The following is a 12,329-nucleotide window of genomic DNA, read 5'->3' on the forward strand; positions in this document are numbered from 1 at the left end:
CACCAAAACGCATAGCACCCAGGAGCTCTGGTCTATCTCACACCCGCCGAATCACTTGAAAGCTGCTGCCTTCCACGCACCCGGTACCAGTGCCGCATCGATCTCGTCCCGTAGGATACACAACGCCTCTAGCCCGACCAGAGCTTTCAGAACCGACTACCCGGACTCTGCGGACCCGATGGAATTCTGGTGGCCAGCAACCGCAAGCACGGCGCCACCGTCCGGTATCGCTATGTCATCTGCTCACGCATCGCACCGCCAGCACCACTTCCGTCAGGTACACCGCCACCGCCCTCCGAAGAGGCAGCCCTGTTCCTTCATTGCTCAATCCCAGCTGTTAACGAACTGTGGCACCGATTCGATTGAATCGGTGCCACAGCTGAGTGCCAACCCTAGTGGGTCAATGACTTATCGTGAGAACCCTCGAGAGCCTCATGATCGGCATGCTCCTCGTGAGCGGCATGCTCCAGGGCGGCGCGGTGCTCGGCCGGAGTGACCGGAGCGACCCTATCCTCGAAGAAGAAGCGGGAAAGCCAAGCACGACGCTTTTCCTTCCGCACCACAATGCCCTTTTCATTGGGCTGACCCGGAATGACCTTCTTGGAATCGAAGCTAACCAGTCGGTACAGCTTGTACTCGTCCAGTTGGGCGTGCTTTTCCTTGTACTCACCGTGCGGCAGTCGAATAATCCGACCGGTCTCGCGGCCGTGCAAGACGATCTCTCGGTCCTTACGCTGCAACGCAAGAGCAATCCGCTTGGTGACCTGGAAGGCAATGATCGGGCCAATGAAGAACAGCGTCCGCAGCCAGTACGTCACGTCGTTGAGCGAAACATGGAAGTGCGTTGCGATCAAGTCGGAGCTAGCGGCCGCCCACATCACACAGTAGAAGGTGAAACCGGCCATCCCGATAGCGGTCCGGGTCGGTGCGTTGCGCGGCCGGTCCAGAACGTGATGTTCCTTATCGTCCTTGGTGATCCAACGCTCGATCCAGGGGTAGGTGAAGAGGACCGTGAAAACAATGCCGGCCGGCACCAGGGCTGGCAGCAGTACGTTCAAGGTCAGCGTGTTGGTGCCCCAGGGCAGCGGAATGTTCCACTCGAAGGGGAAGTCCCAAAGCCAGCCAGGCATCAAACGCAAGGCTCCATCAACCCAGCCGATGTACCAGTCAGGCTGGGTGCCTGCGGAAACCGGGGAGGGGTCGTAGGGGCCGTAGTTCCAGATCGGGTTGATCGTGAAGAAGGCCGCCATCAAGGCAATGATGCCGAAGACGATGAAGAAGAAGCCACCAGCCTTGGCCGCGTAGACCGGGCCAAGCGGGTAACCGACGACGTTATTGTCGTTACGACCCGGGCCAGGGTACTGGGTGTGCTTGTGCACCACCACCATAAAGAGGTGGATCACGATCATCAGCAGGATAATCGCTGGGATCAACAGAATGTGCAGCACGTAAAGCCTGCCGATAATTGCGGTTCCTGGGAATTCGCCACCGAAGAGGAAGAACGAAATGTAGGAGCCGACGATCGGAATGGATTTAATCACGCCGTCAATAATGCGCAGACCGTTGCCGGAGAGCAGATCATCGGGAAGTGAGTAGCCGGTGAAGCCCGCAGCCATCGACAAGATCACCAAGGTCCCACCGACCACCCAGTTGAGTTCACGCGGCTTACGGAAGGCGCCGGTGAAGAACACACGCAACATGTGCACGGCCACCGAGGCGACGAAAAGCAACGCGGCCCAGTGGTGGACCTGGCGAATGAACAGACCGCCGCGAATATCAAAGGAGATATTCAAGGAGGAGTTATAGGCCACCGACATCTCCAGACCCTTCATTGGCACATAGGAACCCTGGTAGTGGGTTTCCGCCATGGACGGGTCGAAGAAGAAGGTCAGGAAGGTGCCGGAGAGCAGCAGGATGATGAAGGAGTAAAGCGCCACCTCACCGAACATGAAGGTCCAGTGATCGGGAAAGACCTTGCGACCGAATTCCTTCAGAATGCCGGAACCGCCGACTCGCTGATCAACGAAGTTGGTGATCCGGCCGACCTTGGTCGACGGCACGAACTCCGGTTCGGCGCTAGCCGTGGAGTGAGTAGTCGTTGCAGTGCTCATGCTTAGCCACGCTCCCAGTAGCTCGGGCCGACAGGTTCATGGAAATCGCTCTGCGCGACCAGGTAGCCCTCGGCGTCAACCTTGATCGGCAACTGCGGCAGCGGCCGCTTCGCCGGGCCGAAGATGACCTTACATTCCTGCGTCAGGTCGAAGGTCGACTGGTGGCAGGGGCAAAGCAAATGGTGAGTCTGCTGTTCGTAAAGCGCCACCGGGCAGCCCACGTGGGTGCAGATCTTGGAGTAGGCAACGATGCCGTTGTAACCCCAATCCTCACGGCCGGGGGAGGGATGCAGCTCGTCCGGGTTGAGCCGCATCAGCAGCACAACTGCCTTGGCCTTCTCGTTGAGCTTGCCTTCTTCGAGTTCGTTAAGGCCTTCCGGAATCACGTGGAAGGCCGAGCCAATGGTGACATCGGCTGCCTTGATAGGGGTGCCGGTCGGGTCCTTGACCAACCGAGTGCCCTCTTTCCACATGGTGTGTCGCAGCTTATTGACGTCCGGGTTCAGGTCGAGGTCCCGGAACATCACGATGGCTGGCAACGGTGCGAGTGCGATAGCACCGATCAGAGTGTTGCGGATCAGAGGACGACGCTTAATGCCAGCTTCCTCGATGATGGTGTCAGCGATCTCGACGGCGTCCTGGCGATCCGCTTCGCTGCGCAGCTCATGGCGCTCTTCACTGACTTCATGATCGGGCATCAGGGTCTTGGCCCAATGCACAATGCCGGTACCGATACCGAGCATTGCGAAGGCGGTGCCCAAGCCGAGCAGCATGTTCTGCAAGCGCAGCGCACCGATCGACTGATCTAGGTGAACCCCAAAGTAGGCGAAGAAAAACAGCAGTGTTCCGATCACCGAGATCAGGAAAAGCACCACCACTTGGCGCTCGGCTCGTTTTGCCGCCCGAGGTTCCGTATCAGCCAGTCTGGGACGGTGCGGCGGAAGTCCGGGATTCTCGAACTTGTCCAACACCGTCTGACCAGCCTTAGCTTCGACCTCCGATGTGCCTTCCGGCTTGGCCGGATGGTCGTCACTATGGTTGCCCATTGTTCCTGACCCTTCTGTCGTCCCGTTGTCCGGGAAATCGTTAATTCTGTAAAAGTGCGCCCGGCTACCGGGCAGAGTTTAGGAGGTCCGTGAGGTCAACCAAATAGTGAAGGCGATCACCAGGCCAAGGCCAGCGATCCAGACGAAGAGACCTTCGGAGACTGGGCCAAGCGCGCCCAGGTCGTTACCACCGGGCGAACCGTTGGCTTCGATGGTCTGCAAGAAGGTGATGATATTGCGCTTCTGCTCCGGGGTGATGTTCGCGTCGTTGAAGACCGGCATGTTCTGCGGGCCGGTGATCATTGCCTCGTAGATGTGCTCGGGAGTAACACCGGCCAGCGAAGGCGCAAACTTTCCCTGGGTCAAGGCGCCACCAGCGGCGGCGGCGTTATGACACATGGCGCAGTTCACTCGGAACAATTCGCCGCCCTCGGCCGCGTCACCCTTGCCGTCGAGGAATTCAGCAGCGGGCACTGACGGTCCGGCACCGAGGCTGGCGACATAGGCGGCCAGTTGCTTGGTCTGCTCAGCATTGAACTGCTGAGGCTTTTGCGGCGCCTGCGGGCCCTGAGCCTGCAACGGCATCCGGCCGGTGCCCACCTGGAAATCAACCGAAGCGGCGCCCACGCCAACCAGCGAGGGGCCGTCCTTTGAACCGCTAGCACCCATTCCATGGCAGGTCGCGCAGTTGGCGATGAAGAGTTTCTCACCCTGCTCGACGTCCTCAGCGCTGTAGGTCGTGGTCTCGGCCTTTGCCTGATTGACCGAGGTGGCGAGGGTATAAAGGCCACCGGTGAGTAGCAACCCCATTAAGAGCAGTGCGAGAACGGCTAGGGGGTGCCGCCTTTTGAGTGAAAGTGCCTTCACCGGGTGCTTCCTTTACTTCTGTTCTGACGGGCTTTCGAGGGCCTGTTTACGAATTCTTGCACTTGTAGAAAACTCAGCTTACTTGAGCACATAGATGACCAAGAACAGCCCGATCCAGACCACGTCGACAAAGTGCCAGTAGTAGGAGGTGACAATGGCGCTGGTGGCCTCGAAGTGACCGAACTTCTTGGCAGCATAAGCGCGGCCGATGATGAAGAGGAAGGCAATCAGGCCGCCAAGCACGTGCAGGCCGTGGAACCCTGTGGTCATGTAGAAGGCGGAACCATAAGCGTTCGAGGAGAGCGTGACGTGCTCGGTGACCAGCATGGCGTATTCGGTAGCCTGACCGGCCACGAAGATGCCGCCCAGCAGGAAGGTCAGGAAGAACCACTCGACCATGCCCCAACGAGCGAAGCCGAGCGGGCCGCCGGTGCGGCGAGCCTGCAGGCGTTCCGCAGCGAAAACACCCATCTGGCAGCTGAAGGAGCTGGAGACCAAGACGATGGTGTTGATCAGCGCGAACGGGAAGTTCAGCTTGGCTGCCTCTTCTGCCCACAAGGAGCCTGAGGTAGAGCGAAGCGTAAAGTACATGGCAAATAGCCCGGCAAAGAACATCAGCTCACTGGAGAGCCAGACGACGGTTCCCACCGAAACCATGTTTGGCCGGTTCAGGGTGGGGTGTGCCGGGGCGCTTGGGGTTTGGGTCACAGACGTCACATAGACATTATGTCTATAAAACTGCTCAGTGCCCAATGCGAAATGCCTTTGAACTGATCTTTTTCTACAAACGTGCGAAAACTCACGGAAGTTCCGTGGCGCCGACCTTGGGTCATATTGGCTCCGCAACGGTAGACCTGGATAGCATCATAGGGTGATGCCCTCCGCAAATGCCCCCGCGCCGAGCTGGCCGTTGTTGTTGACCGAACTTATCAATGGTCATGATCTGAGCTCGGAGCAGACCGGTTGGGCGATGAACACCATTATGTCGGGCAATGCTACCGATGCTCAGATCGCCGGTTTCTTGGTGGCGCTCCGGGCCAAGGGTGAAACCATTGCAGAGATTTCCGGCCTGGCAAAAGCGATGATTGCGCACGCCCGGCCGCTGGAGGTCGACGGTGAAGCGCTGGATATCGTGGGAACCGGTGGTGATCGGCTAAATACTGTCAATATCTCCACGATGGCCGCCCTGGTCTGCGCCGGTGCCGGTGCACGCGTGGTCAAGCACGGCAATCGGGCTTCCTCCTCCGCAGCTGGTTCAGCGGATGTTCTCGAAGCCCTCGGCGTTCGGCTGGATCTCTCTGTCGATGCGGTGGCCCGGGCGGCAGGGGAAGTCGGTATTACCTTCTGTTTTGCCCAGGTGTTCCACCCTTCGTTCAAATACACAGCGGTACCGAGACGGGAAATGGCGATTCCAACCGCACTGAATTTCCTTGGCCCGTTGACTAATCCGGCGCGAACCAGTGCCTCGGCAGTCGGCGTTGCTGATGCCCGAATGGCACCGCTAGTCGCGGGTGTGCTGGCCGCGCACGGCAGCCGCGGCATGGTCTTCCGGGGCGACGACGGTTTGGACGAATTGACCACGACGAGTCCGTCAACCATTTGGGAGATCCGTAACGGTGAGGTCACCGAGCAGCAGTTCGACCCGCTTGAGTTGGGAATCGATAGAGCTACGGTGGCGGATTTGCGCGGCCAGGACACCGCCTTTAATGCTCAAGTAGCCAGGGACGTGTTAGCCGGTGCGCCCGGGCCGGTGCGCGATGCGGTGCTGCTCAATGCCGCCGCCGGTTTAGTCGCGCTCGACCGCGATGCCGAAGGCTCGCTCAATGATCGGCTGAGTGCAGCTCTGCGGCGTGCTGAGCGCTCGATTGATGACGGTGGCGCAGATGATGTGTTACGTCGATGGGCAGAATTCAGCGCCAGCAACTGACGCCTGAAGTATTGAAGTATTACTGTCTGCGCAGCTTATGTTTCAGGGATCGAAGCCTAGTGCTCGAAGCCCAGTGAGAACGCGGCGTCTAGATCGTGCCGGGAGTAGGCGCGGAAAGAGATGTGAGTGGTGGTCGCCTGAACACCCTCAACCTTGGAGAGTCTGTCCGCGATCACATCAGCCAGGTCTTCTTGGTGGGCCACTCGAGCGACCGCGATCAAGTCCCAGTCGCCGGTCACCGAGTACACCTCGCTGATGCCGTCGATCTCTGAAATCTGCTGTGCGGCTTCGGGAATCCGGTCAACGCTGGTTTTGATCAAAACAAATGCGGTAATCACGGTTCCAGACTAACCTACCTGCTTGTCTAAGGGCTCGCTTCGGCGTCGGAGAATCAAGCTGGCCAGTGCACGATGCGCGAGTAGGAAGATACCCAATACCGCACTGGCGACCAGGATGAAACTGAACTCGGCTGTTTTCCCGCTGAGAACCCTTAACACCATTCCGGCCAGTACAGTAATCAACCAAAGGCATACCCCGTGCGGCCAGATCCGCAGCGGTGCACGCCAGACCCTGCCTACTAACCAGCCCAGCAGCAGCCCCGCCAAGAATGGCCACGCGGTGTTCAGGACGCCAATGACCGGATTGTCTTCCTGGTGACTCGCTCGACCAATGGCAGCGAAAACAAGCACTAAAATCAGATCGGCAATCAAGGCGTAGACCACCCGACCGGTCGTGGTTCCTGAGCTGGCTGAGACAGTTGATGCTTTTGGTTCCATGCTGGCAGGCTAACAGCAGAGCCTGTCAAGAAAAGAAAACTGATCAACGAAACGGCAGATAGATGGAAATAGACTTTGCCTGGGGACTCTCCGGGGCGTTGGCCCAGTGTGAAGCAGGCGTGCCCGCTGTGGTGCACGATATTCTCAGCTTCTCGACTACGGTATGCCTTGCGGTGGAGCGCGGCATCGAAGTGCTGCCCTTTGCAGATAGTGCAGATAGTGCAGATGGTGCGGATAGCCCGGGTAATGCAAAACTTAGTGCCAGCTATGCCCGAGAGCGGGGAGCGGAACTGGCAGCCCGCCGCGGTGACGGTAGCGCCGGGCTGAGCTTATCGCCGCAATCCATTGTCGCGTCGCGAGAAAAGCTGCCCGCTCGGCTGGTACTGCCCTCACCTAACGGCGCAACCATTAGCGCCGCACTGGCCGAACGTGGCGCCCAGGTCTACGCCAGTTGTTTCCGAAATGTCACCGCGACTGCGGGTTACCTGCACCGGCAGCAGCCAGCCAAGGTGCTCAGCATTGCCGCCGGTGAACGCTGGCCGGATGGTTCGTTGCGGCCGGCCATCGAAGATCTATTGGGGGCGGCCGTTCTGATCGAGCAACTCAGTCAGCTCGCCGGAACCGCGGTTCAGCTTTCCGATCAGGCCGCCATTGCGCTGGCCGGGCTCAGCGGTATACCCGCGGATTTGGGAACTGTGATTGGCCGTTCGGCGAGCGGTCTAGAGCTAGCCGGTATTGGGTATCAGGGAGATGTTGAACTAGCTTGCCAGCTCGATAGCAGCACCGTGGTTGCGCGCTACGATCCGGACAGTGCCAGCTTCCGGGCCACCACTATCAGCGCCAACACGACCCCTACCGACATGACCAGTGCCACTACCACAAAGGCTACGGAGCGGGTTAGTACAACTGACTGAGCTTCGAAGCGGGCTGCGTGGAACTTTGCTCACAGATTGGCGCGGGCTGCTACCTGACCGGTACTGCTTAGCCGGACCTCAATCTTGGCTATCTGCGTGATTGGCAGTGCAATCGTAGTGACCGGGAAGATCTCCGACTGATCGGTGGCTTGCCAACTTGCGGCGACGGTTTCCTTGCCCGATTTATCGGTCACCACTAATTGATAGGGGCTGGGGACCGAACTGTCGTAGTTTAGGGCATTAGGTGGCGTATTAGTTGTCTTCTCCGAGTGCTCGCAAACCCATTCGAGCTGTGTTCCCCAACCCATTGAGAGTGCCTTACCGGTCACAGTGAAATTGGCGGCGCTTACCGAAGCGAAATTCAGTGGGATTGCCAGCGCTTGCTGGATTTGGCTGTGACTCTCGCGGGGCAGCAATACCGCGGTGGTGCCCACGGCGCAGGCTGCCACCGCGAGACCCGCGGTGGCAATCAGCACCCGGCGGCGCAGCCTGCCGCGGCGCACCCGGCTGGCCAGCTCCGGCAGAGTCTGTGTAGCAGCTGGCGGGATGGCATCTTGAGTGAGCACCTGGATCGCCTGTTCGGCTGGCACCGTACCGAGAATGCCCGGTATGCCAGCCAGCTGGGAGACCGCTTCGCGACAGAGCGCACAGCGGGCCAAATGCTCTTCATACTGATGACGTTCCTTGGGGGAGAGGCTGCCCAAGACATAGGCCGCATCCCAATCATTGAAGCTGTCATCATGCTGAGATTTCGAACTGAACCGGCTCATTGAGTAACCCCCCGTTCCTGCAGGGCTAATTTCATCGCCCGCAGTGCGTAATGCATCCTAGATTTAACTGTTCCCTCAGGGATTCCCAGTTCCAGGGCAATCTCCCGCACCGAGAGGGAACGGTAATAGCCGTGCAATAAGATTTGACGGTGCTCAGTCGAAAGCACGGTGAGCGCTTCTGAAATGAGCCAGGAGTCGAGAACTCGGTCGGTGCTATCCGGTTGATGCTCCTCCGGCGGCTGATCGGTGCCGATTTCATGTCTCTTGCGCGCACTCCGCCAGTCATCCACCACCAAGTTCCGGGCAACAGTGAAAAGCCAGGCCCGGACAGCTGGCTGGGGACGGGCCAAAACCGCTGGCCGCTGCCAGGCACGAAAGAGTGTTTCCTGTGTGATGTCCTCGGCCTGAGCATGATCCCCGGTCAGGCGGGCGACGAACCTGCTCAGTTCGGCGGCATGCGCTTGGTGCAGCGCCTCCAGTAGTTGCTGCTGGGCATCAGCGCTCGATGAACTCATTTTCCCTCCACACCTAACAAACGGGCTGACCCTGGCAAAGGTTCAATAGCGGACTACCTAAGAATATCCGACACAACAATATTTCTTGACAAATATTATTGTCGGTTACATGCTTAAGCCATGGAAGAGCTTGCGGTGATTGACGATCCGGCGGTCGCAGAGGCGTGCTTGGACCCTATTCGGTCGATGTTGCTGGCCGAACTGCGTCAGCCAGCCTCGGCTTCGATGCTGGCTAAAAAGCTAGGCCTAGCGAGGCAAAAGGTGAACTACCACCTTAAGACGCTTGAGCAGTACGGCTTGGCTGAGCTGGTAGAAGAGCGACGTAAAGGTAATGTCAACGAGCGTATCCTGCAAGCTAGCGCAGCGAGTTTCGTGATCTCTCCGGGCGCGCTAGCTGTGCTGCAGCCCAATCCCGGTGAGGCCGCCGATCAGTTCTCTGCACGCTGGTTGATAGCGGTGGCTTCAAGACTGATTACAGACGTCGGCATGTTGATGAAAGGGGCCGAGGCTGCCGGTCAGCAGCTCGCTACTTTTGCACTTGACGGCGAAGTCAGTTTTGCCAGTCCCGCTAGCCGTGCCGCTTTCACTGAGGAGCTGGCTCAACAGCTTGCTTTGTTAGCAGCGAAATATCACGACGAGCAAAGCCCTGGTGCGCGAAAACATCGGATCGCCTTTGCTCTACACCCCAGCGTTAAAGCAGTAAAGACCATTAACAGCAAGCAGAACAGCAACCAGAACCATAAAGCAGATCAATAAAGAAAGTCAGGAGTAACACCATGAGCAGGAGCTTCGAAGTTCGCACCGAAACACCAATTGACGGCACGCCGGAGCAAGTCTGGGACGCCGTGACGAGCGGAAATTCCGGCTGGCTCTGGCCCACCGAAATAGAACCCAAACTCGGTGGTGCCGGCCCCTGGGGAAGTGTGGTGACAGCCTGGGAGCCAGCAAAGCATTTTGCCAACCACATGGAGGGTGACGGGGGTTTCTATAACACCCTGGATTATCAGATTGAGGAGCGTGCCGATGGCAAAACCTGGGTACGTTATATGCACGCCGGCATCTTCCTGCAGGATATGGATGACGATAGTTGGGCGAACCAATATGACGGTGTCCGTAAGCACACCGATTTCTATCAGCACACCCTGGCCGAATACGTGAAATATTTTGCCGGTCAGCAGGCTTCCTATGCCGAGGTGCAAGGGCCCGAAGCCTCGGGCAGTCCGGAAGCCTTCCTGACCTTGAAGGCAGCCATTGGAGCGCAGGACGCGCAACTTGGCGACTCGATTGGATTCACAGTGCCTGGGCTCGGCGAGATCACCGGGGTGCTTGATTACTCCACCGAACACTTTGCCGGGGTGCGTACCGAGAAGGCGTTGTACCGGTTCTTCGGCCGGAATGCCTTCGGTTCGGTAGTGGGGTTGACCGTGCACGAGTTCGATGCTGAGGCGAACGGCGCGGCCTGGCAGAGCTGGCTGAACGGGCTCTACTGAGGGCGAGTGAATTCAGAGCCTGGCGAGTTGGCTGAGCCAGCTCGCCAGTAACTCCGAATCGAGTTCATCAAGGCTGCTTAGTTTGAGTACTGCCATCTCTGCGGAACCTGAGGGACTAAGTAGCTTGCTCTCGTCTTTGATTCGCTGACCTTGCCAAAGCAACAGGGTGATGTACTGAGGAAATGCTTTGAAGCCCGCGATGGGTTGTTTCCCGACCATCCAGACCGGATGGCTATGCCATAGTCGAGCCGCTGCGGCCGGCAGCCCGGCAGTGAGCAACTGTTCGAGTTGCTCGCCTAAGGCGCGCTGATGATCGGGGAGGGCTTCGATATATTCTGCAACCGAGGTCATGGGGTAACGATAGACCGGTAGTCCGAACCCTGCCAGAGGGTGCCATCATTGACACGCTACTTATGCATAGATAGCGTCATAAGTAAGCTGAAATCAATCGAAAGTAGTGTGCGCCGATGGCTCGTCCGATCACTCTGTTTACCGGTCAATGGGCCGATCTACCTTTTGAGGACGTAGCGCGCCGAGCTTCAGAGTGGGGCTTTGACGGCTTGGAGATCGCCTCCTGGGGTGACCATCTTGATGTTTGGCGGCTCGTAGAAGATGATTCCTACCTGCAGAATCGGCTGGACATTCTTGAGCAGCACGGCCTCAAGGTATTCGCTATCTCTAATCACTTGAATGGCCAAGCGGTGTGCGACGATCCCATCGATGAACGTCACCAAGGCATCGTCTCGGCCCGAGTGTGGGGTGACGGCGAGGCCGAGGGCGTCCGGCAGCGAGCCGCCGAAGAAATGAAGATGACGGCTCGTGCTGCTGCTCGACTCGGCGTCAAAACTGTCACAGGCTTTACTGGATCGGCGATTTGGAAGACCGTGGCGATGTTTCCGCCAGTGCCGGAAAGCATGATCACCCGCGGGTATCAGGACTTCGCTGATCGCTGGAACCCGATTATTGATGTCTTTGATGAGGTTGGTGTGCGTTTTGCACTCGAGGTTCACCCCTCCGAGATTGCCTTCGACTATTGGACCACTAAGGCAACTCTTGACGCCATCGGCCACCGCCCGGGCTTTGGACTGAACTTCGACCCATCACATTTCATCTGGCAGGATTTGGACCCGGTCACCTTCCTCGACGATTTCCGCGAGCGGATTTATCATGTTCACGTCAAAGAATCGACAAAGCAGCTCAACGGTCGGAACGGTCGAATGGGTTCGCTGTTGCCCTGGGGCGACCCACACCGTGGTTGGGACTTCGTCAGCGCCGGTCACGGCGATGTGCCTTGGGACAAAGTTTTCAGGATGCTCAATTCGATTGGCTACACCGGACCGACCAGTATTGAGTGGGAGGACGCCGGGATGGACCGTTTGATCGGTGCACCTGAGGCGCTGGAACTGGTGAAGAAACTAGCTCGGATCACCCCTAGCGAAGCCGCTTTTGATTCTGCTTTTTCTACCAGTTCAACTAGCTAGGCTCGCAGCCAGAGCTAGTCGGCTATCGTGGTGCCATGCCTAGCCGTTTAGCAAATATTGTCATTCACGCCCTGCAGCCACGGATGCTTGCTGAGTTCTGGTGCGCTGTCCTTAGCTGGAAGGTCGTCGACGAAGAATATGGTGGTGTCTGCATTGCGCCAGAGGACGGCAGGTTGCCCGGTATTGATATTTTCCCGGTAACCGAGCCTAAAGTCGGGCACAATCGCTTGCATATTGACCTGCGCGCAGATGGCGTTTCGACCGCTGAGGAGCTGGACCGGCTGCTGGCGCTAGGTGCCCGGCGGGTGGATGTCGGTCAGGGTAAGGACGCCAGCTGGGAGGTGCTGGCCGATCCCGAAGGCAATGAGTTTTGCCTTCTCTCCCGAACAATCCAGCAACTCGAGGCGGGCGAGTAACCAAGCCGCCGGTTTA

15 protein-coding genes are annotated in these 12,329 nt (G+C 58.3%); 6 read left to right on the forward strand and 9 right to left on the reverse strand.

The genetic code is table 11. The features are described 5' to 3' along the window. Window positions 1-392: 392 nt before the first annotated feature. The 4 genes from qcrB to ctaE all read right to left on the reverse strand — a co-directional run bounded on the left by qcrB (window position 393) and on the right by ctaE (window position 4,741). Window positions 393-2,111, reverse strand: coding sequence for a cytochrome bc1 complex cytochrome b subunit (qcrB, locus tag UM93_RS05025; RefSeq protein ID WP_045074082.1), 1,719 nt, complete (start codon window positions 2,109-2,111; stop codon window positions 393-395). 2 nt (window positions 2,112-2,113) lie between these two features. Beyond that, window positions 2,114-3,157, reverse strand: a complete 1,044-nt coding sequence (gene qcrA / locus UM93_RS05030; RefSeq protein WP_045074084.1) for a cytochrome bc1 complex Rieske iron-sulfur subunit — start codon at window positions 3,155-3,157, stop codon at window positions 2,114-2,116. Window positions 3,158-3,235: 78 nt separating this feature from the next. Then, on the reverse strand, window positions 3,236-4,024 hold the full coding sequence (gene qcrC, locus UM93_RS05035; protein ID WP_045074086.1) for a cytochrome bc1 complex diheme cytochrome c subunit: 789 nt from the start codon (window positions 4,022-4,024) through the stop codon (window positions 3,236-3,238). Between the two features lie 78 nt (window positions 4,025-4,102). Next, window positions 4,103-4,741 carry an aa3-type cytochrome oxidase subunit III gene (ctaE, locus tag UM93_RS05040; RefSeq protein ID WP_479692205.1) on the reverse strand — a complete coding sequence of 213 codons (639 nt, stop codon included), beginning with the start codon at window positions 4,739-4,741 and terminating at the stop codon, window positions 4,103-4,105. A gap of 154 nt (window positions 4,742-4,895) precedes the next feature. Here ctaE and trpD point away from each other — a divergent pair, with 154 nt between their 5' ends. Further along, window positions 4,896-5,951 (forward strand): anthranilate phosphoribosyltransferase, encoded by a 1,056-nt coding sequence (trpD, locus tag UM93_RS05045; protein ID WP_199921810.1) that lies wholly within the window; start codon window positions 4,896-4,898, stop codon window positions 5,949-5,951. A gap of 56 nt (window positions 5,952-6,007) precedes the next feature. Here trpD and UM93_RS05050 read toward each other — a convergent pair whose 3' ends face one another. Continuing rightward, on the reverse strand, window positions 6,008-6,289 hold the full coding sequence (locus UM93_RS05050) for an Lrp/AsnC family transcriptional regulator (protein ID WP_045074093.1): 282 nt from the start codon (window positions 6,287-6,289) through the stop codon (window positions 6,008-6,010). 9 nt (window positions 6,290-6,298) lie between these two features. Beyond that, window positions 6,299-6,727, reverse strand: coding sequence for a DUF3054 domain-containing protein (locus tag UM93_RS05055; protein WP_045074095.1), 429 nt, complete (start codon window positions 6,725-6,727; stop codon window positions 6,299-6,301). A gap of 62 nt (window positions 6,728-6,789) precedes the next feature. On the opposite strand from UM93_RS05055, the gene UM93_RS05060 reads away from it, so the two are divergent. Next, complete coding sequence (locus tag UM93_RS05060) at window positions 6,790-7,641, forward strand: 2-phosphosulfolactate phosphatase (RefSeq protein WP_052663634.1); 852 nt, start codon at window positions 6,790-6,792, stop codon at window positions 7,639-7,641. A gap of 29 nt (window positions 7,642-7,670) precedes the next feature. On the opposite strand, the gene UM93_RS05065 is transcribed toward UM93_RS05060, so the two are convergent. Together UM93_RS05065 and UM93_RS05070 are read right to left on the reverse strand one after the other, a co-directional pair. Continuing rightward, complete coding sequence (locus tag UM93_RS05065; protein WP_045074097.1) at window positions 7,671-8,411, reverse strand: anti-sigma factor family protein; 741 nt, start codon at window positions 8,409-8,411, stop codon at window positions 7,671-7,673. Further along, window positions 8,408-8,926 carry a sigma-70 family RNA polymerase sigma factor gene (locus UM93_RS05070; RefSeq protein WP_045074099.1) on the reverse strand — a complete coding sequence of 173 codons (519 nt, stop codon included), beginning with the start codon at window positions 8,924-8,926 and terminating at the stop codon, window positions 8,408-8,410. The genes UM93_RS05065 and UM93_RS05070 overlap by 4 nt, the downstream gene beginning before the upstream one ends. A gap of 120 nt (window positions 8,927-9,046) precedes the next feature. On the opposite strand from UM93_RS05070, the gene UM93_RS05075 reads away from it, so the two are divergent. Together UM93_RS05075 and UM93_RS05080 are read left to right on the forward strand one after the other, a co-directional pair. Next, window positions 9,047-9,682 carry a winged helix-turn-helix domain-containing protein gene (locus tag UM93_RS05075; protein ID WP_045074101.1) on the forward strand — a complete coding sequence of 212 codons (636 nt, stop codon included), beginning with the start codon at window positions 9,047-9,049 and terminating at the stop codon, window positions 9,680-9,682. Between the two features lie 20 nt (window positions 9,683-9,702). After that, window positions 9,703-10,416 (forward strand): SRPBCC family protein, encoded by a 714-nt coding sequence (locus UM93_RS05080; RefSeq protein ID WP_045074103.1) that lies wholly within the window; start codon window positions 9,703-9,705, stop codon window positions 10,414-10,416. A gap of 12 nt (window positions 10,417-10,428) precedes the next feature. Here the strand turns inward: UM93_RS05080 and UM93_RS05085 are convergent, their stop codons facing one another. Further along, the gene (locus tag UM93_RS05085) at window positions 10,429-10,767 is read right to left on the reverse strand and encodes a DUF1801 domain-containing protein (RefSeq protein WP_045074104.1); all 339 of its coding nucleotides are present in this window, start codon (window positions 10,765-10,767) and stop codon (window positions 10,429-10,431) included. A gap of 116 nt (window positions 10,768-10,883) precedes the next feature. Between UM93_RS05085 and UM93_RS05090 the strand changes: the two genes are divergently transcribed. Continuing rightward, window positions 10,884-11,897 (forward strand): sugar phosphate isomerase/epimerase family protein, encoded by a 1,014-nt coding sequence (locus UM93_RS05090; protein ID WP_045074106.1) that lies wholly within the window; start codon window positions 10,884-10,886, stop codon window positions 11,895-11,897. Window positions 11,898-11,932: 35 nt separating this feature from the next. After that, a complete protein-coding gene (locus UM93_RS05095; RefSeq protein ID WP_045074108.1) occupies window positions 11,933-12,313 on the forward strand; it encodes a VOC family protein in 381 nt (126 codons plus the stop codon). Window positions 12,314-12,329 lie beyond the last annotated feature (16 nt).

Source organism: Psychromicrobium lacuslunae (assembly GCF_000950575.1).
GTDB lineage: Bacteria > Actinomycetota > Actinomycetes > Actinomycetales > Micrococcaceae > Renibacterium > Renibacterium lacuslunae.